At 45.7% G+C, this 20640-nt stretch carries 13 protein-coding genes; 8 read left to right on the top strand and 5 right to left on the bottom strand.

The genetic code is table 11. The features are described 5' to 3' along the window. Window positions 1–3: 3 nt before the first annotated feature. Window positions 4–690 (bottom strand): succinate dehydrogenase cytochrome b subunit, encoded by a 687-nt coding sequence (locus A8O23_RS03275; protein WP_066616477.1) that lies wholly within the window; start codon window positions 688–690, stop codon window positions 4–6. Between the two features lie 346 nt (window positions 691–1036). Between A8O23_RS03275 and A8O23_RS03270 the strand changes: the two genes are divergently transcribed. From A8O23_RS03270 to A8O23_RS03260, 3 genes are all read left to right on the top strand, one after another. Next, the gene (locus tag A8O23_RS03270) at window positions 1037–3751 is read left to right on the top strand and encodes a T9SS type B sorting domain-containing protein (RefSeq protein WP_066616476.1); all 2715 of its coding nucleotides are present in this window, start codon (window positions 1037–1039) and stop codon (window positions 3749–3751) included. A 148-nt stretch (window positions 3752–3899) separates the two neighbouring features. Continuing rightward, a complete protein-coding gene (fabD, locus tag A8O23_RS03265; RefSeq protein WP_066616474.1) occupies window positions 3900–4775 on the top strand; it encodes an ACP S-malonyltransferase in 876 nt (291 codons plus the stop codon). A gap of 59 nt (window positions 4776–4834) precedes the next feature. Then, window positions 4835–6703 (top strand): polysaccharide biosynthesis protein, encoded by a 1869-nt coding sequence (locus tag A8O23_RS03260; RefSeq protein ID WP_161486686.1) that lies wholly within the window; start codon window positions 4835–4837, stop codon window positions 6701–6703. Window positions 6704–7107: 404 nt separating this feature from the next. Here the strand turns inward: A8O23_RS03260 and folK are convergent, their stop codons facing one another. Then, window positions 7108–7590 carry a 2-amino-4-hydroxy-6-hydroxymethyldihydropteridine diphosphokinase gene (folK, locus tag A8O23_RS03255; RefSeq protein ID WP_066616469.1) on the bottom strand — a complete coding sequence of 161 codons (483 nt, stop codon included), beginning with the start codon at window positions 7588–7590 and terminating at the stop codon, window positions 7108–7110. Next, complete coding sequence (locus A8O23_RS03250) at window positions 7587–8447, bottom strand: alpha/beta hydrolase family protein (RefSeq protein WP_066616468.1); 861 nt, start codon at window positions 8445–8447, stop codon at window positions 7587–7589. Before A8O23_RS03250 ends, folK begins: the two co-directional genes overlap by 4 nt. A 106-nt stretch (window positions 8448–8553) precedes the next feature. Between A8O23_RS03250 and A8O23_RS03245 the strand changes: the two genes are divergently transcribed. From A8O23_RS03245 to A8O23_RS03235, 3 genes are all read left to right on the top strand, one after another. Beyond that, complete coding sequence (locus tag A8O23_RS03245) at window positions 8554–9531, top strand: polyprenyl synthetase family protein (RefSeq protein WP_066616467.1); 978 nt, start codon at window positions 8554–8556, stop codon at window positions 9529–9531. Window positions 9532–9759: 228 nt separating this feature from the next. Continuing rightward, window positions 9760–11046, top strand: a complete 1287-nt coding sequence (locus A8O23_RS03240; protein ID WP_066616465.1) for an MBL fold metallo-hydrolase — start codon at window positions 9760–9762, stop codon at window positions 11044–11046. Window positions 11047–11402: 356 nt separating this feature from the next. Continuing rightward, entirely contained in the window at window positions 11403–11852 is a 450-nt protein-coding gene (locus tag A8O23_RS03235) for a DinB family protein (RefSeq protein ID WP_262506424.1), read from the top strand. 71 nt (window positions 11853–11923) lie between these two features. Here the strand turns inward: A8O23_RS03235 and A8O23_RS03230 are convergent, their stop codons facing one another. Next, window positions 11924–13168, bottom strand: a complete 1245-nt coding sequence (locus A8O23_RS03230) for a peroxiredoxin family protein (protein ID WP_239693320.1) — start codon at window positions 13166–13168, stop codon at window positions 11924–11926. Window positions 13169–13324: 156 nt separating this feature from the next. Between A8O23_RS03230 and A8O23_RS03225 the strand changes: the two genes are divergently transcribed. After that, window positions 13325–15601 (top strand): aconitate hydratase, encoded by a 2277-nt coding sequence (locus A8O23_RS03225; protein WP_066616462.1) that lies wholly within the window; start codon window positions 13325–13327, stop codon window positions 15599–15601. A gap of 124 nt (window positions 15602–15725) precedes the next feature. On the opposite strand, the gene A8O23_RS22040 is transcribed toward A8O23_RS03225, so the two are convergent. Further along, the gene (locus A8O23_RS22040; RefSeq protein WP_066616459.1) at window positions 15726–18533 is read right to left on the bottom strand and encodes a S8/S53 family peptidase; all 2808 of its coding nucleotides are present in this window, start codon (window positions 18531–18533) and stop codon (window positions 15726–15728) included. A gap of 161 nt (window positions 18534–18694) precedes the next feature. Between A8O23_RS22040 and paaN the strand changes: the two genes are divergently transcribed. Further along, window positions 18695–20398, top strand: a complete 1704-nt coding sequence (gene paaN, locus A8O23_RS03215) for a phenylacetic acid degradation protein PaaN (protein ID WP_066616457.1) — start codon at window positions 18695–18697, stop codon at window positions 20396–20398. The last annotated feature ends 242 nt before the right edge of the window (window positions 20399–20640 follow it).

Genomic DNA, 20640 nt, shown 5'->3' with positions numbered 1-20640 from the left:
TTATTACAAAACAACGTCTTTGATGAAAAAATAAAGTGGCATGGAGGCAAAGCCAGCAGGCACCACTATAGAAAAGAAAGCACCAAATTTCTGAATGAACGGGGTGTATTTCTTATGGTTTAGTCCCAAAGTTTGGAATGCGCTCTGGAACCCATGGTACAGGTGAAAGCCTAAAGCAATCTGGCCCAGCACATAGATCAGTACGTACCACCATAAGTGGAAAGACTGTACCACCACAGAATATAGGTCATCATATTCTGTACCTTCTATCGGGATCAGGTTAGGCTCGCCAAAACGGGCACGCCAGAAGAAGTTGTACAAGTGAATGATCAGGAACACCAGAATCACAGTACCCAAAAGGCCCATGTTACGCGATGACCAATTGCTGTTATCCTCCGGACGGTTGTAGGCATAATCTACTTTACGCACATTCTGGTTTCTGCGGGTAAGCACCAGTGCCTCATAAATATGGAAACCAAAGCCCAGCACCAGCACAATTTCCATGGTGCGGATAATAGGGTTTGTAGCCATAAAGTGGGAATAGATGTTGAAGGCATCACCTGTCTCATTGAATAACTGCAAGTTGCCCACCAGGTGCACCACCAAAAAAGAGCAGAGAAACAGCCCAGTCACAGACACCAGAACCTTGCGGCCGATGGTACTGGTAAACGTTTTAGTAAACCAACTCATTTTGTTGTGTTAAGGTTGATAAAAAAGGAGTGTTAGGATTGGTTAAATCTTGCCAAAGGTACATGCCGATGCTTTTACAAGCAATTGCCTTATATTATTTTGAACAAATCTAAATTGCACGTTTTGTTGCACAAGGCACCATCAGAAAAATAGACAATTATATCTCTTTTAACTAAAAATAGCTTAAAAACGATATTTGCTGGCAAAGTTTACAACAGAGACTTGCATATTTCGTTATACTCCTGTGCCCATACGCTCAAAACCAATTTAAGGCTGCCTAAAATACCAACCGGTGGTACATTTGCAGATTCTTCTATCTTTGTTCTTGCATGCTAACCTATACTCTATGCCTTTAACTCTACGGACAAAAAAGGCCTGGCTTTCCCTTTTTGGAGGGCTGTTCCTGTTACTGCTTTCAATGGCTCCGGATGCCCAGGCTACACACATACGTGCTGGTAACATATACTCTGAAAGTGACCCGAACAACTATTTGAAATTCAGGTTCACCCTTATTACCTACACAGTGCTGGGGGGCTTTGAAGATACACATGCTACCCTGCATTTTGGTGATTGCACAAGCCAAAGGGTAGAGTTGGGCAGAAAATATGAGCTTCAGAACGGGCAGAACAACACCCAGGTCAACGAGTTCTATTTTGAACACACCTATGGTGGCGCTGGCACATTTACGGTTTCTTATATAGGGGAAAATCGGAATGGAGGTATTATCAACCTTTCAAACTCGGTGCAGCAAACCTTCTTTCTGCAGTCAACTGTTACCATTGATCCTTTTCTGGGTATTAACCGATCCCCTATTCTGCAGTATGAACCTATTGACTTAGCCGCACGAAACCAGGTTTTCGTCCATAATCCGGGCGCCTATGACCCAGATGGTGACTCATTGTCGTTCAAAATGCTGCAACCCCGCATTGAAGGCACCTGGAATGCCTGCGGAAACCCAATTCCCCAAATAGCACCCGGGTATAGAGGTTTAGAGCAATTTCTTGGTACAACCAGGCAGGGCGCTCCCGTTGGTTTCACCCTGAACACTAGAACCGGTCAGGTTACCTGGAATACTCCTGGTGTCATAGGTGAATTCAATATAGCCTTTGTGGTAGAAGAATGGCGCGATAACCGCCTGATTGGTCAGGTAATCCGTGACATGCAGATCTTCGTGCGTGAAGACCCTAACCAACCCCCCAGGCTCATTATCCCCAGAGATACCTGTATCATAGCCGGTACATTTATTAGAGACACCATCAGAGCTACAGATCCTGACCGTCACCCAATTGTAATGGAAGCGGTTGGCAGCATGTTGCCCCCTGCTACTTTCCCCAGCGTGAATGACACTACCCATGTGTTTAATTGGCAGACCAGTTGTTCTGATATCCGCCGTGAGCCTTACCAGGTGGTGTTTCGGGCAGAAGACAGACCTCCTTCGGGTATTAGGTTAGTAGACTTGCAGCCGTGGCGTATAACCGTGGTAGCCCCGCCGCCAGTCTTGACTCTGGCAGTTCCAGCCAGCAGTAACAGCATTAGGCTTACCTGGGAGAACTATACCTGCCCTAACGCTGAAACAATGTACATTTACCGAAAGGAGGGGCCATCTGGCTTTGACCCTTCTACCTGTGATACCGGTATTCCTGCCTCGGCGGGTTATACCTTGGTGGGGCAGGTAAATGCAGGAGTGGTTACCTTTTTAGATGATAATAATGGTGCGGGCTTAGAGCGTAACCGTACCTACTGTTACCGGATCTATGCTGGTTTTCCTGAGCCAGGAAGAGGTGAAAGTATTGCCTCTAATGAAGTTTGCGCCACACTAGAGTCTATTGCAATGACTAAGGTGAGTGTACAACAAACCAGTACCACCAATGGTCAAATAAGAGTGGAATGGAGTAAGCCGGGTGCCATAGTGACCACGCTAACCCCGCCTTTCCAGTACCGATTACTACGTACAGTTGGCCAGAGCCGTGAGCCAGCCGCTCAGTTTACGGAAGTATTTACCAGCAATGACCTGAATGATACTGTTTTTACCGACACAAATCTAAATACTGAAGAAAATGCCTATGTTTACCGTATTGAGATGTATCATTCGGCCAACGTAGGCGAACCAACAGTATTAGTAGATTCTTCCTCAGCGTCAAGTGTACGGTTAAATGCTGTTGCCAATGCGTCTACCATGCAGTTGCAGTGGACGTACAATGTGCCTTGGAACAATGCCAGTACCTCTTCTGATGCAAACCCACTGTACCACGTAGTATATCTTAAATTGCCAGGTTCTGATGAATTTGTGCGCTACGACAGTGCTTTGGCTACTACTACAAGCGGTACCTTTAGCCGTGAAGTACCTTTGGTAGAAGGAGAGAATTACTGCGCATATGTGATAACCAGAGGCACTTTTACTAATCCGAGGTTGCCAAGCGTAACAGAAAACTATAGCCAAATTAACTGCTTCTCCAGGCCCTGTGTGCCGGTGCTCAGCATAGACCCGCTGGTATGCGATGAAAACTTTGAACCTACTGGCCCTCCATTTCAAAATATTCTGACTTGGGAATTAACCGCTGGCTGTGACCCTTCCTTGATAGACTTCTATACTCTCTACTATAGAGAGACGGATGATGGAGAGTTCAGAGCCATCGCCACGGTGGAAGATATGTCGTACATCCACCAGAATCTGCTCTTTTATTCTGGGTGCTACATGGTAACTGCCACTGATTTCTTCGGGAACGAAAGCGAGCCAAGCAACACTGTATGTAAAGACAACTGTATCATCTTTATTCTTCCTAACATTTTCACACCTAACAATGATGGAATAAATGATGTGTTCACCCCAAAACAAGGAGCCGCATTTATAAAATCAGCTAAGTTGCAGGTGTACAACCGTTGGGGAGTAAAGGTGTTTGAAGGAACGGAAGAGCCCGGGCTGAACTGGAGAGGAGTGACAGATAATGGAAAGGCTTTATCAGACGGCACGTATTTCTATCAGGTGGAAGTTGAATTCTATGGTAGAAGCCCAGAGCCAGACCGAAGAACATTCAAAGGTTGGGTGGAAATAGTTCATTAGAAACCTTACTTTCCAGAGAATGGCACCTGTTCTGTTAAAGAATGGGTGCCATTTTTATATCTTTGCTTCTTTGACTTTAACAGAAAACTGTTTTTGGCTTGTTTTTATAAAAAAAGGCCCAAAACACACACACTAAACAACCTCTACTATGAAAGCATACGTTTTCCCTGGTCAGGGCTCCCAATTTGTAGGCATGGGCAAAGACCTTTATGAACAGCACCAGACTGCAAAAGAATTATTTGAAAAAGCCAATGATATTTTAGGTTTCCGAATTACAGATGTTATGTTTAGTGGAACCGATGAAGAACTAAAGCAAACTAAAGTTACCCAACCGGCTATTTTCCTGCACTCGGTCATTCAAGCAGCAGTGGCGCAGGATTTTGCCCCGGAAATGGTAGCTGGACACTCCTTGGGTGAGTTTTCAGCGTTAGTGGCAAATAAAGTATTGGCTTTTGAAGATGCCTTGCGCCTGGTGTCAAAGAGGGCATTGGCCATGCAAAAAGCCTGTGAAGAACAACCCTCTACCATGGCCGCTATACTTGGTCTAGAAGATGAAAAAGTTGAGCAAATTTGCGCTGAGGTAGAAGATGTAGTGGTGGCGGCCAATTACAACTGCCCGGGTCAATTGGTAATTTCTGGCTCCATAAAAGGAGTGGAGGAAGCATGTGAGCGCATGAAAGCAGCCGGTGCTAAGCGTGCCTTGGTATTGCCTGTTGGCGGTGCTTTCCACTCTCCGTTAATGAAATCAGCCGAAGCGGAATTAGAAGAGGCAATAAAAGCTACTGAGTTTAAAGAAGGAATCTGCCCAGTATACCAGAACGTAGACGCTAAACCACACACTGATCCTAAAGAAATTCAGGAAAATCTTATTCGTCAGCTTACCGCCCCAGTACGTTGGACCCAGTCTGTACAGCAAATGATTGCTGATGGTGCAACGTTATTTGTTGAATGTGGTCCGGGCAAAGTGCTGCAGGGGCTGGTGAAAAAAATTGACAAAAATGCTGAAACCTCGCAGGTAGGTTAAGGGTTCAAGAGAGGAAACATATAAAGATGAGGTACATACAACAGCTTTTTAGTCAGAAAATGCCAAAGCAACTGGTGTTCGGGCTGGATGTCTGTTTATGTGCCTTGTCTTTTTTTATTGCCTACCTGCTCCGGTTCAACTTTGATTTGCAGGTGTATACTACGCTTTCTTTCACCCAGATGCTGCCTATTGTGCTGGTGGTGCGCGTGGTGGCTTTCTTATATACTAAAACCTATACAGGCATTCTGCGCTACTCCAGCCTGGAGGACCTCCGGAAGCTTTTCTTTGCTTTGTCTAGTACCTCCGCTCTGTTAGTTGCGGCTCAGCTGGTGTACAACAAGGTATTTGGCTACCAGAATTTTATTCCCATCTCTATACTGCTTATAGATTATATCATCAGTCTGGTGCTGCTGTCTTTGCTGCGGGTATGGGCAAAAATTGTGCACTACGAGCAAAACCACAGCCTCTCCAAAAAAGTGAATGTGGTCATTTTTGGAGCCGGGGAAGTAGGAAGTATCACCCTCAGAACGCTGCAGCAAGACATGGGGACTTACTACCACATTGTCTCCTTTTTAGATGACGATAGGAAGAAGCAGGGATTGGGTATAAACGGGGTGTCCATACAAACTCCTAAACAGACTTTAGCGGAGCAGTTAAAGAATTTACAAGCTGATTTGCTTATTCTGGCGGTACAGCAGTTGACCGTTGCCAGGCGGAAACAATTGGTGGAGTCGTGCCTCAGGGCTGGGGTTCAGGTATTGGTGGTTCCACCTGTATATAAGTGGATTAACGGGGAATTGAGTTTCAGGCAGATCAGGGAGGTGCGTATTGAAGATGTGTTAGGTAGACCAGCCGTGAAGCTGGATTCCCCAGCGCTGCACCAAGAACTACAAAACAGGACTGTACTGATAACAGGGGCGGCAGGGTCCATTGGATCGGAGTTGGTGCGGCAATTGATTCAGTTCAAACCTAAGCAGCTGGTGCTGCTAGACCAGGCAGAATCTGCCCTGTATGATCTTGAACTGGAGCTAACGGAGCTTTATTTAAAACTGAATTTTGAGATGGTTTTGGGCGACATTTGCAATGAAGCTCGCATGGAAGCCGTGTTCAAGACTTTTCAGCCAGATCTGGTTTTTCACTGTGCTGCCTACAAGCACGTGCCTGTGATGGAGGAAAACCCGACTGAGTCGCTCAATACCAATATTTTGGGTACAAAGATTCTGGCAGATCTGGCAGTGAAGTACCAGGTGCAAAAGTTTGTACTGCTCTCAACGGACAAGGCCGTAAACCCTACCAGTGTAATGGGAGCTTCAAAACGCCTCTGCGAAATGTATGTGCAGGCACTTGACCATTATCTTCGTGACTCAGGCAATCAGCAGACTAAGTTTGTTACTACCCGTTTCGGAAATGTATTGGGCAGCACCGGGTCTGTTATTCCACGTTTCAGAAAACAGATTTTAGAGGGTGGTCCGCTTACGGTTACCCATCCAGACATTTCAAGGTATTTCATGACCATACAGGAGGCCTGTCAACTGGTGCTGGAGGCTTCTGCTATGGGCAAGGGGGGCGAAATCTACATCTTTAACATGGGCGATTCCATCAAGATTGTGGATTTAGCCAAAAAAATGATCAAGCTCTCAGGACTTACTTTGGGTAAAGACATTCAATTGGTGTACACTGGTCTTCGCCCGGGTGAAAAGCTGGAGGAAGAGCTGGTGCACCAGCACGAAGCCCTTCAGCCTACACAGCACCCGCTGATCAGCTTAGCTCTTATGCCTGCCCCGAAAAGTACATTGGTGCTGCAGGAGATCCAGAATTTGGTAAGCCTCTTTAGCTCTCAGAACAATGTAGCCGTGATCAGGAAAATGAAGCAACTGGTGCCCGAGTATGTAAGCCAAAACTCGGTGTACCAGAAGTTTGATATTTGATGAGCTAAACTTCTATTTAGATTCCGGAGGAGTATAAACTTCGGTCAGTAAGAAAGTTTACAGTCAGTTTATTTTGTATTCCCACTTTGAAGGGGGGAGGGGGATGTTTACACCTGCTGGTAATATAGTCCTAAAGCAATATTAGTTGTTGGTGATAACACCAACAACGGCGACTGCTCATTGTTCCCTGTTCCTGTTCCTGTTCACTGTTTCCTACTCTCAGTTTTGGCTACTTTTTTTGCAGGCTCCGCTCATGGGGAAAGAGACAGGCATAAGTAATTCAACATGTTAAGCTGTTTTTGACCTTCTTTTCTGAAAAGGAGCCTAAAACAGAATCCACCAATTCTTCTGCTGCCATATACGTTTCTAAAATCAAAGTAATAGCACATTAAAAAATTAGCAAATTAATTAAGAGCCTTCACTTCCAGCTCATCCGGACAATCTTGAAGCAGCTCTGCTACCGTTTTGTGCAGCACAGGGTGCTCATAGTCTGGCGCAATTTCAGCCAGAGGCATCAGCGTGAACCGACGCAGGTGTAGTTGAGGGTGGGGGAGAATCAGCTCGGGCAGAATTAATGTTTCATCTCCGTAGAACAACAAATCTATATCCAACACTCTGGCGCCCCAGCGTTCTTTCCGGATACGGCCCAGGTCTAGCTCAATTTGCTGGGTGTGCTTCAATGCCTCCAGCGGAGGAATATTTGTGGAAAACGCCAGCACTTGGTTTAGAAAAGGAGGTTGATCCGTGACACCCCAGGCAGCCGTTTCGTAGAGCTTCGATTTTTGGGCTATTTTTCCGAAAACACCCGATAAACGCATTTCTGCTTGGCGCAAATAGGCTTCTCTATCACCCAGGTTGCTGCCTAATAGCAAGAAAAGTGGTTTCATGAGTGGTGCTCTACAGCGTTCTGGAAAAATGTATTGGTCTTTTGGGCAGCTTCTCTGGCGGCGGCAGGAAGCGCTGTTCCGGTAAAAGGATGGCTTCCGCCGAAGGAGTGGTTTGCCTCCGGAATGAGGTACAGTTCCGCATACGGGTTGCAGGCGTGCAGGTCATGAGCCATTTGAACAGGAACGGTTTCGTCTCGCTCACCATGAATAATTAGTACCGGAACCTGTAGCCTCTCGGTGGCTTTGGCAATGTCCAATCGCTTTTTGTTAGCTTGGCAATTCTCTACCAACTGGTAATACAGCGGCATTTGCCGGCCGGTGCGGCCATTCAGCACGTACTGCACCCCGTCGCGCTTCCACTTTTCCATAAACTCCGTAGACCACCGCTGGTCTATATCACTGATAGCAGACCAAGTGGCTACACCGCTCACCCGTTCGTCTTCGGCTGCTTTTAGTAAGACCAATCCGCCGCCGCGGCTGTGCCCGACCAGGAACAGGTAGTTGACCTCCATTTCCTCCGCCTGAATCTCCTTTGGGCCTGCCTGTACATAATCCAGCAGGGTTTTTACATCATCCAGCTCAATACAAAAGTTGTTGTTGCCGAAAGCCTCCATGTTAGAGAGGTCTTTGCCGTCGGGCTCTACACCATTGTGCGACAGGTTGAGCTTGAGAAACACAAAACCGTGTTGGGCAAAAAAGTCAGCGAGCAGATCAAAATGTCCCCAATCTTTAAAACCTTTGAAGCCATGCACAAACACCACCACCGGTTTTGCGTTGCCGTCTTGCAGCCAACGGGCATCAACAGCGAAGTCACGGCCATGGGGCGAGGAGAGGAGAAAATCGGCGCGTTGCAGCATAAGCAGAAGAAAGTATGGAAAAGAAGCGAAGTAACGCCTGATTAACGGTAAAACCAAACCGGCGGTTTGTTTTACAGGGCGCAGGCTTGTAATATTGCAAACCGAAATGAGCAGCCCATTAGACCAGATACAAGCCCCGATTGCGGCGGAGATGCAGGCCTTCGAAAAGAAGTTTCGGCAGTCTATGCAATCAAACGTGTTGCTGCTGGACAAGATCATGGGCTATATTGTGAAACGGAAGGGAAAGCAAATGCGCCCTATGTTCGTTTTCTTTATGGCCAAGCTCATTCAGGAACAAATTGAAGATGCCACCTACCGCGGCGCTGCCCTTATTGAACTGCTGCACACCGCTACCTTGGTGCATGATGACGTGGTGGACGAAGCCAATTACCGCCGCGGTTTCTTCTCAGTCAATGCTCTCTGGAAAAACAAGATTGCCGTGCTGGTGGGCGATTACCTGCTCTCAAAAGGATTGTTGCTCTCTTTGAACCATGATGATTTCGGGCTCCTGAAAATTGTGAGCAACGCCGTGCGCGAAATGAGCGAGGGTGAGCTGCTGCAAATGGAGAAAGCCCGCCGACTGGACATCACAGAAGATGTATATTTTGACATCATCCGTCAGAAGACCGCTTCTTTGATAGCCTCCTGCTGCGCCGTAGGTGTATCATCGGTGGGGGCAGATGCGGAGACCGTGGAGCGAGCCCGCCTGTTTGGCGAGAAAGTAGGTTTAGCCTTTCAGATTAAAGACGATTTGTTTGACTACGGCACCGCCGAAATAGGAAAACCGGTGGGCATTGACATCAAAGAGAAGAAGATGACCCTGCCGTTAATCTATGCTTTGCAACAAGCCGACTGGCTCACCAAGCGCCGTGTCATCTACAACGTAAAGAACAACAACGGCAAAACAGACCGTATCAACGCCGTTATTGATTTCGTGAAGCAATCGGGTGGGTTAGAATATTCCATCCAGAAAATGAACGCCCTGCACGCTGAGGCTCTTCAGTTGCTGCACACTTTCCCCCAATCTCCTTCCCGAGATTCTCTAGAGCAGTTGCTCCGCTATACCATTGAGCGGGAGAAGTAAAGCATCATTGAAAGCTTTAAAATCTTTCCGTGCTCAGCCAGCATAGGCCTTCCATTAATTCCTTTAAAATTATATTGTAGAAGGTCAACTGTACAGTTCCTGTTGTAAATTGGGGGAAGTGTGTCTATCTTCATACTCGGTTTATGCCTTTGCCTTTATATAGTTTACTAGAAAGCTTGGCGCTTTACCCTTCAATGAATTACTCTGTATCAACTACTACTCCGCAACATGAAAATAGAATTTGTGAATCATGCCTCTGTAATCTTTCACCATGAAGATATTCACATGATTTGTGACCCTTGGCTGAAAGACCCTGTTTTCCATGATGGGTGGAATTTGATTGCTGAGTCAAAATTCACGTTTGATGACTTTGAGAAGATAAATTACATATGGTTTTCGCACGAGCATCCAGATCATTTCTATCCTCCCAACATCAAGAATATTGATGAAAAGTACCGGAAGAATATTACAATTCTTTTTCAGGAGACAACAGATAAGAAGGTAATTGGCTTTCTGAAAAAGTTGAATTTTAAGGAAATCATCGAGCTTAAAAAAGACAAATGGTATGAGCTGGGGAAAGATTTTAAGATTTTGTGCAATCCGTTTGACCATGATTCATGGCTATGCGTGAAGCACAAAGACATAACCGTTCTCAATACAAATGACTGTGTCATTGACACCAGGGCAGAGGCTAAAAGCGTGCATGATCTAACCGGTGATATTTCAGTATTACTCACCCAATTCTCTTATGGGCAGTATGAAGGCAATAAGAATGAGCCGCATAAAAGGAAACAGGCCGTGGAGAAAAAGTTTAAGCAGATAGATACACAGATAACCCAGTTCAAGCCCAAGTATCTGCTGCCAATGGCCAGTTTTATTTATTTCTGCCATGAAGAGAACTACTACATGAACGATGAGATAAATAAGGTGGGTAACGTATATGATTACTATAAAAGCAAGGGTACAGTAGAGCCGGTAGTTTTATACATGAACGAAAGCTGGGACCCTAGCCAAGCTTATACTAATTCAGAAAGGTCAATAGCTGCGTGGAACCAACATTATGAAGTTGTAAGGAACAGCCCCAAGCTTTGCAAAACCAATACGGTTGCTTTAAACGAGTTGCTTGCCACTGGAGAGAAATTTACCAGCAAGTTCTCTGCTAATCCTAAATTATTCAACAGGCTAAAAAAGGCTGGTGAGTTGAACATATATCTAACAGACCATGACCGTACTGTGAGCCTTTCCTGGAAGGGTTTGCAGGAAAAAGAAAACCAGACACCCGCTGACATTGAAGTATCCAGTGATGTGCTTCAGTACTGTACAAAGTTTGACTGGGGTTTCAATACCACCCATGTTAACGGACGCATCCAGTTCAGGGGTACCAGCGGCTTCTCGAAATTCGTGAAATTTGAGAATCTCTCTAATATGCTCAACCACCATGATGAAGTTCCAGGTTTAGCTACGAGAGTGGTGGCTAAATTCAAAAAAGTACTAAGTAAGGTAGCAAACAGATAATAGCTTGGTTTAGCTACAAATCTACTCCTCTAGACATTTATAATCTTCAAGAAGCCATGATACTGTTTCTTCAGCTGTGTTGCTAACAGAAGGAAGAGTGTCTGGCTCTTGTATACTTAATGGCGGTTCTGAACCATTCATCCGTGTTAGTCAAGGCCTTTGCCATGCAATAAGCTTGTAATGGATATCCAATATGACCAGGCTAGAATAAACTACTGTAGGTACTAAACACATGCAACATGCAAAAAGAAAAATGGCCTCAGGAAATTGATAGACTAACCCATGAATTCCAATCAGTCTTTTCTGGTCTTTCACAGGAGGAGCTAAACTGGAAACCTGGCGATGAAGCATAGAGTATTGCCCAGAACTTAGATCACCTGATGGTGCTGAACCAAAGCTATTTTCCAATCATTCAGCAAGTGAGGGAGGGGTCTTTCAAAGTGCCGTTTACTGGTAAGTTAAATGTGCTTGTCAATCTTTTTGGGAAGATGTTACTTAATGCCGTTCAGCCCGAAAACAGGAAAAAGACCAAAACTTTTCCTGTATGGGAGCCTACTGTTAGCGATATACCAGGAGACGTGGTAGAGAGGTTTGTACAGCACCAAACTCATCTGAAACAGCTTATTGTTTCTAGCACAGATTTAGTAGCCAAAGACACCGTTATTTCCTCACCAGCCAACCGCTGGATTGTCTACCGGCTGGCCACTGCTTTTAATATTCTCATAGCGCATGAACAAAGGCATTTGGAGCAGTCAAAAGAAGTGTTGCGTCTACAACGCTCAGTTGCAAGTAAAGCCATGCTTTAGTTTTTTGTTTCTGTTTTTTAGCTGTTTTCTTAAAACAAAGCCAAAAACACAAAAGGCTGATGGAGTAATCATTATTCCGCCACCAGTTGGTCAATGGTCTTATTGAACTCCTGCACAAAATCCTCATAGTATTTGCCAGTGCCAGGGCCAGAGAAGCCAGTATGTATTTTACGTACTTTGCCTTGTTTGTCTATGAAAATGGTGGTAGGGAAAGAGAGTACATGGTTCAGGGCTGGCAATGACTCCGCCACTTTTTCTTTGTCTTTGGTACCGGCCACTAATAACGGGTACGAAACGCCTAAACGGTCGCGCATTTTTTCTATGCGCGTTTTGGCTTTCTCAAACTCTGGGCTGACTTCATAGCCAAGCCCTACCACCTCAATACCACGGCTTTTGTTTTTTTCATACCAAGAAGCTAAGAACTTAGTCTCATCCATACAGTTGGGGCACCATGACCCGAAAATCTGCACCACTACCACTTTGTTCTGGAACTGAGGGTCCGATAGAGAGACAGGCTGGCCTTTCAAATTTGGAAAAGTAAAGGAAAGACGCTCATGACCGGGCTTAAGAAAAGTTAACGAGTCTGCTGAGGCGAGCTTGAAATCAGGATTGCGTTTGGCCGTCCAACTCTCATGTCCGTCTTGGCCATAGTAGAAATCGCCGGCAAGGGAATTGTCTGCCTGTGCCTGGGCTGTAAACAGATACGCGTGGGCTCCGTCAAAGACTGAGAGGCGAAGGGTGCTGCCATCTATCTGGCCCTGCAGGTAGCGGTAATCGCCGGTGGTAGTCAGAAAGGTACCGGTTAGTGCATTGCCCTCTTGTTTGAATTCGCCGATGGCTGGTTTTGTAGTACCATCCTCGGCGGTGAAATGAACTTCCCACTTGCCTGTTACCTCCATGGCTGGTTTTGCCGCGTTCTGAGAAAAACGGTAGGTTTTACCGTGCTCGGCAGTAAAAGGCAGACTATAAGGTTGTGCTTGGTCTTGGCGCACCCAACGCCCATTTAAATGGCCTTTCTCAACTTTGGCAATGAGGTAAGCGTCAAAAATATGCATCTCCAGGCGTACACTGTCGCCGGTTTCAGAAATTTCATTAATCAAAATTCGCTCATCTCCGTTTATTAAATGAGCCACCTGAAGTCCATCTTTTTCAGACACTTCAAAATTGAAGGGCATGGGCTGGTCATTTACCTGTATAACGCCCCGCCATGAGCCAGAAGGTAGCTGAGAAGAAGATTGGGAGCAGGAGGTGAGCGCTAAAGCAAAAAGTAAAAGGAATGAATGGTAATATCTTTGGAAAAGGTGTCGATACATCATTTTACAAATGTAAGGCAAGGACGTTTATTTTGCTTTACCAATACCAGAAAACCTTTATATAGAAGAGTCACAATTTAAAGTTTGTGTAAAAGTGTTCTGTTTGCGACATTTGTGCGCGACGTAAGCAACTGAACTTAAATAATACTAAGCAGATCTATGGCATTTGATGTAGACATGATCAAAGGAGTGTATGCGCAACTGGGCGACCGGATTGCCGCAGCACGTAAGGCAGTAGGCCGACCTTTAACCCAAACCGAGAAAATTCTATACGCCCACTTATACAACGGTGCTGCAACCGAGGCCTATGAGCGTGGTAAGTCTTACGTGGATTTCGCGCCAGACCGCGTAGCCATGCAAGATGCTACCGCCCAAATGGCTTTGTTGCAGTTTATGCAGGCGGGTAAAGCTAAAGTAGCCGTTCCGTCTTCCGTACACTGTGACCACTTAATTCAGGCCCGTGTGGGTGCCGATCAAGATTTGGCCGACGCTTATTCTGAAAACAAAGAGGTGTATGATTTCCTGGCCTCTGTTTCTAATAAATACGGCATAGGGTTCTGGAAGCCAGGTGCTGGTATCATTCACACCGTGGTGCAAGAGAATTATGCATTTCCGGGTGGTATGATGATCGGTACCGACTCTCACACGCCTAACGCCGGTGGAGTTGGTATGATCGCCATTGGTGTGGGCGGTGCCGATGCCGTGGACGTTATGGCCGGTATGGCCTGGGAGCTGAAATTCCCTAAGGTGATTGGCGTGAAACTGACCGGTAAAATGAGTGGTTGGACAGCACCCAAAGACGTAATCTTGAAAGTGGCTGGTATTTTGACCGTGAAAGGTGGTACCGGAGCCATTGTTGAATACTTCGGCGAAGGAGCTAACACTATCTCTTGTACTGGTAAAGCCACCATTTGTAACATGGGTGCTGAAATTGGGGCTACTACCTCTGTTTTCGCCTATGACCAAGAAATGAGCAAGTATTTGTACGCCACTGAGCGTGCTGAAATTGCTGATCTAGCTGACCAGGTTGCCGAGCACTTACGTGCCGATGATGAGGTGTATGCTGACCCAGCCGCTTTCTATGACCAATTGATCGAGATTGACCTGAGCACCTTGGAGCCGCACGTGAACGGACCGTTTACACCAGACGCTGCCTGGCCAATTTCTGAGTTTGCCGCTGCCGTTCGTGAACATGGCTGGCCACAGGAGCTGGAAGTAGGCTTGATCGGTTCCTGCACCAACTCTTCCTATGAAGACCTTACCCGTGCCGCCTCTCTGGCGCAGCAAGCGGTAGAGAAAGGACTCACCGTGAAGGCAGAATACACTATTACTCCAGGTTCTGAAGTAGTGCGTTACACTGCTGAACGCGATGGTATTTTGGAGAAATTCTCTGAGATTGGTGGAGTAGTGCTGGCAAATGCCTGCGGACCTTGTATTGGCCAGTGGGCACGTCATACTGATGACCCAAAACGCAAAAACTCCATCATCACTTCGTTCAACCGTAACTTTGCCAAGCGGAACGACGGTAACCCTAACACCCACGCGTTTGTGGCCTCTCCAGAGATAGTGACCGCCTTCGCCATTGCCGGTGACTTAACGTTTAACCCGTTAACCGATACGTTGATAAACAAAAACGGTGAGGCTGTTCGTTTAGATGAGCCGCGCGGTATTGAATACCCAGAAAAAGGTTTTGCCGCTGAAGACGCCGGTTATGTTGCGCCAGCAGAAGACAGCAGCAAAGTGGAAGTGGTAGTAGACCCTACTTCAGACCGTCTGCAGTTGTTAGAGCCATTCCAGCCTTGGAACGGACAAGACTATACTGGTTTGCGTCTGTTGATCAAAGCACAGGGTAAGTGTACTACTGACCATATTTCCATGGCCGGTCCGTGGTTGAAATACCGTGGTCACTTAGATAACATTTCCAACAACATGCTGATTGGTGCCATCAACGCATTTAACGGTGAAGCTAACAGCGTGAAGAACTTCCTGATGCAAGGCGAAGGGTACGATGAGGTTCCTCAGGTTGCCCGGACTTATAAAGCTGCAGGAATCGGAACCGTAGTTGTCGGTGATGAGAACTACGGAGAAGGATCTTCTCGTGAGCACGCGGCCATGGAGCCTCGTCATTTAGGGGTGAAAGTGGTATTGGTGAAATCTTTCGCCCGTATTCACGAAACCAACCTGAAAAAGCAAGGCATGCTGGCGCTTACGTTTGCCAACAAAGCAGACTATGATCTGGTACAAGAAGCAGATTTGATAGATGTGATCGGTTTGACCAGCTTCGCACCTGGTGTTCCGTTGCAGGTGAAACTTACCCACAAAGATGGTACAACCCACACCTTTGAAGCGAACCACACCTATAACCAAGGACAGATTGAGTGGTTTAAAGCAGGATCTGCACTTAACTTGATTCGTTTGCAACAGCAAAATGCATAAGCTGAATTTCAGCTCTAAAACAGAAGAGGCAGCCAATTGGCTGCCTCTTCTGTTTTAGAGCTGTTTTGGCAAAAAAAGGGCTAAAACAGCCGTATTATGTTAAAAGATATTGATATCTCTTCCTCTACCGCTGAATTAACAGCTTTTTCACAACTACTTTATCCTTTGAGCTGATTCTGACAAAATACAGGCCGTTTGGTAAATGAGCAGTGTTCAGATTGGCAACCTCCGCTTGAGAAAACGAAGTAGTGTGTACAGTTTTTCCTTTACTGTCTACCAACTGAATAGTAAGAGGTGATTTCTGCAGGGCGGTGGGAAGGGTAATACTTACTCCGCCCGAAGTTGGGTTAGGATACAATATGACAGCCTTAGCCAGCACTTCATCAGGTGCACTGGTAACACGACCGCGCAGTTGCTCATATTTGGCTGCCGCCGCCGCCGCATGCTGGTAGATCTGTTGGCGCGTTAAACCGGCAACTAAAGCAAAGGCCACAGTATCTTGTTCTGTGGGAGCCAGTGGGGCAATTTTGCTGGAGATGATGTACGAAACATCAGATCCCGTTTCTGGGGTGCCGGCATTGGTGCGCTGTACTCCTCCGGAAAGAGCCTCGTATTTCTCTTGGGTAGTAAAGCCGTCTGAAATATTTATAACGCCCTCCTTCTGTATAGAATTTTCAAGGGCGTAGAAACCTGGCGTCCCTTTTGACAATACTTGAATGCCCACCCATACGGAAGTGTCAGAAGTGTGTCTGATAATACCTAATTTCAAATTGTTGTTCCACTCGGTTACGTTGCGAGCGGCAGAAAGCACATCCCAGTCAGCATACATGCCCGCATAAGCCTCTGTTATGGGCTGCTCAGAACGGTTGGTTAATACATATTGCAGAATCACAAAGTCCTGATTGGGAGCATCTGCCCAGGCATAAACATTTTGAGTAATTCGGGTACTCAGATTTTTAGTGGCAGTAAGCGAGTCTTCCATGATATTGGTAGCCACAAAATCTGCCATAGGTGAATTCTGCACTCGCTGTATTATACTGACAGCGTAAAAATCATTATCAGTTTTTCCTTTATCATTTCTGATGTTATCTGACACCAACGTTGGCGAGTAGCCAATTAATAACCCTCCTTCTGCCAGTAATGGATTGCTTCCTCGGTAAGTAAAGCCATTCCCAATCTGTAGGTTCATGCCCTCGTAGGCAATGTTCCCGCGGCTCATGATAGAGGTGATAATATGGTTTACATCAGTTGTCACGAAATCTGGGTTCAGGTTAAACTTGATGTATTGAAAATCGGTGTAGGTGCCATCAGTAAAACCGAAACGCAAAACCCCCTGACTATTGGCCGGAGTGTTTTCGGCCACTCTGATTCTGAAGGGTTCGCTTTTATTGCCTTTTACCTCTAAGGTAGCCATGCTTCCGGCAGTGAACTGCCCCTGAACAATTTCAAGGTGAGGGCTGGCAGAGGTAACGGTAATAGTAAGATCGGAGGTTGGAGCCAGAAAGTTTTTAAATGTGGCCGTCAAGTCTAGCACTTCCCCTGGTTTACCTGTTAATCCTCCTTCAATTTGCCAAGTCTGTAGCCTGGTGGATTTTGGGGAAACTTCAGTCAATGCTCGATTAACGTTTAGTCGGCCTCTTCCCAGTTTCTCTTTATAAGGTTCATTTTCTGGTAAATCATAGATGTCATCTGAGGTCACTCTTAACCTTTCTACCACCTGGGGCGCAGTTAATTCAGGAAAATGGCTTCTTACCAGAGCAGCTGCACCAGACACCATGGGAGTTGCGTAAGATGACCCTGAGCCTAAGCCATAGTGACTGTTACTGTTATTTCCGGTAGTGTACACTGCGGAACCCTGTGCTGCTATTTTAATGGCGTAACTGTACGTGTGGTTGGGTGATTTTATATCGTCTCGGGTTACAGAACCTACTGATAATACATTTGAGTAGGAAGCAGGGTAAAAGTCTAGGTCTTGGTTTGTGTTACCGGCGGCCGCTACAATAACTACATTGCGGTTTATAGAGGCGTAGTTTACTACATCTTGCTCAAAGGCTGAAGGAAAGCCAACTCCTCCCCATGATAGGTTGATGATTTTACAACCTTGGTCTGCGGCATATACAATGCCTTCATATCCACTAAAAGCTCCGTTTTCCGTTGAAGCAAAAACTTTGATGGGAAGAAATTTACATTTAAAGCCAACTCCGGCAATGCCTACTTCATTATTTGTAGCGGCGGCGGCAACACCGGCAACCAGAGTGCCGTGGCCATTACCATCTGCAGTTGGGTTGTTGTCGTTGTCTGCCAGATCCCAACCGTAGAAATTATCTACATAGCCATCGTTATCATTGTCAATGCCGTCAATGGGGTCGTTGTAGTTGTATTTGATGTTTCCTTTCAAATCTTCATGCTGTAGGCGCACACCCGTATCTAAAATACCAATCACTACGTTAGTGTCACCTTGAGTCACGTCCCATGCGGCATAGGCTTCAATTTTACTTAGGTATTCCTGATTGCCAGTGGCAGGATGGGCTCTTGGGTCATTGGGAATGAATAATGGCTCATACCGGTAGAGTGGCTCAACATACTCAACCATGCCTGTAGAGAGCAACTCTTTTTTGATTTGTTCATATGACTGGCCAGGCGTGTAGTTCAGTTCGTAGATGAGGGAGAGATCTACAGCATTTTTATGCAGTGCTCTGGTTCTAGCATCTGGTGCTGAGTTTGGGAACTTCTGTTTAGCCGGTATTTTAGCTACTTTCTTAACTACCTGCTGTACAGAGTTGCTGGTGTTGTTTTTAGCCAGAGAAGCAGATGCTGCTGGCTTTAGCTTGAATACCAGTTTATTAGGTTCAGTTAGTGGGGCGCTCTGAGCACCAGCAACATAAGGTACTAATAAACCGATGCTTATTAGTATAAGGTATAAATGCTTCATCCGTAAAAATTAGAGAAAATATTCTGGTGTTAATCAAAAATACGATGAAACAACGTAATTACATGCTGAATTCATCTTTAACCATAGGTACTTACATACTTTACTATTAGTTTTAGGTTTCTCACAAAACAAACGACCGTTCACCACTTAAACGTATTCGCATGATCACATCAAATGCAAAGGAGAGAACTGACTTGGCTGGCCTGACCCAACAGCACCAGGCACTTTTAGACCGTGCTGTTCAGGCTTTACATGAACGTACGTTTTATTCACAATATCCTGAACATCCTTCGCCGGCTATTTATGGCGAGGGAGCAGATAAAGCCGGCCTAGAAAAGTATAATCAATTAGTAGGCAAAAAGTTTGAGGAATTGCAGCAAGGATACCCGCAAACATGGGTAGGGCAGGAGGAATCTCCTTACGAGCAGGAAAGCCTGAGCATTACTTACCCATTTTATGAAGTTGATACCTTAATTCAGCAAGGCCAGGAATCTTTTGATGTCTGGAGAAAACTTTCACCGTTAGAGCGAGCTTCGGTCTTGATAGAGTCATTAGAGCGGGTAAAAGAACGCTTTTTTGAGATTGCGTATGCCACTATGCACACAACAGGGCAGGCGTTTATGATGTCTTTTCAGGCGTCAGGGCCCCACGCCGCAGACAGGGCCTTGGAAGCCGTTGCCGCCGGTTATGAAGAGCAGACTCGTTTTCCGGAAACACAGGTGTGGGAGAAGCCAATGGGTAAGTTCAACATTAAGCTGAACAAGTCTTGGAGAGCAGTGCCAAAAGGGTTGGGGCTGGTAGTTGGCTGTTCCACGTTCCCTACCTGGAACACAGTGCCCGGTATGTATGCCAGTCTGGTGACGGGTAACCCAGTGATAGTGAAACCCCACCCTAAAGCCATATTGCCTATCGCCATTGTTATAGCGGAGTTGCAGAAGGTGCTAACCGAAAACGGACTTCCACCGGCAATTTGCCAGTTGGCTGTAGACCCAGATGATAAATTAATCACCAAAGACCTGGCTGAACACCCTGCTATAAAACTAATTGACTATACCGGAGGCTCGGCATTCGGTAATTATTTAGAAAGCCTGCAGGGTAAAACTGTATTCACTGAAAAAGCAGGGGTAAATTCTGTTATTTTAGATTCAGTTGAAGATTTAGACAAGGTAGCTCAGAACCTGGCGTTCTCTTTGACCCTTTACTCTGGCCAAATGTGTACTGCCCCACAAAACTTCTTTATTCCTTCATCTGGAATAAAAGTTGGCGAGGAGATAGTGCCTTACGAGCAGGTGGTTCAGAAACTGGCAGAGGCAATTACAGAGCTGGTGAATAACCCTAAAGCAGGTCCACATGTGTTAGGTTCTATTCAGAATCCGGCCACCCAGCAAAGGGTAAGCCAGTTGCAGAATATGAAAGGAAGGTCTGTGTTAGACACCTGTGAAATTGTAAACCCTGCCTTTGCAAATGCCCGCATTTGTACTCCTGTTTTATATGAAGTAGAGGCTTCAGACAAAGATGTATACAGCCAGGAGCTTTTTGGGCCAATTTCTCTGATTATAAAAACCAGAGATACCCAAGAATCTATTGAGGTGGCTAAGCAAATGGCACTAGAGCACGGAGCTATCTCCTGCGGAGCCTACACCACTGATGCCGCGTTAAAGGAACAGATTATGGATCAGATGGGCTTGGCCGGGACTCCGGTTAGCTTTAACCTGACGGGAGGTATTTACCTGAACCAGAACGCAGCTTTTTCAGATTTCCATGTCACAGGAGGTAACCCCGCTGGAAATGCCTCATTCACTAACCCCGAATTTGTAATCAAACGCTTTACCTGGGTTGGCTTCAGAGAACCTGCCATAGACTAAGTTTATTCACTTTATTAGAATTGTTCAGGAGTCGTTTTAGGGCTGTTTTTTGAAAAACAGCCTTAAAACGACTCCTGGTTTTTTAACGGGCTGTATGATTTCAAAATTTAACTTACCGTTGTCTCTATGTCTATTATTGATAATTATAGTATAAATTCTATTTGTCTAAAGATTTGCATGAGAGCTTGTGAAGTCATAGATAACTTTTCTATATTAGATTGATATGAAATTTTATAGCTATA

The sequence above is a fragment of the Rufibacter roseus genome, from assembly GCF_001647285.1.
Lineage (GTDB): Bacteria > Bacteroidota > Bacteroidia > Cytophagales > Hymenobacteraceae > Nibribacter > Nibribacter roseus.
The sequence above is the reverse complement of the archived record's forward strand: the minus strand, read 5'-3'. Positions and strand labels throughout refer to the sequence as shown.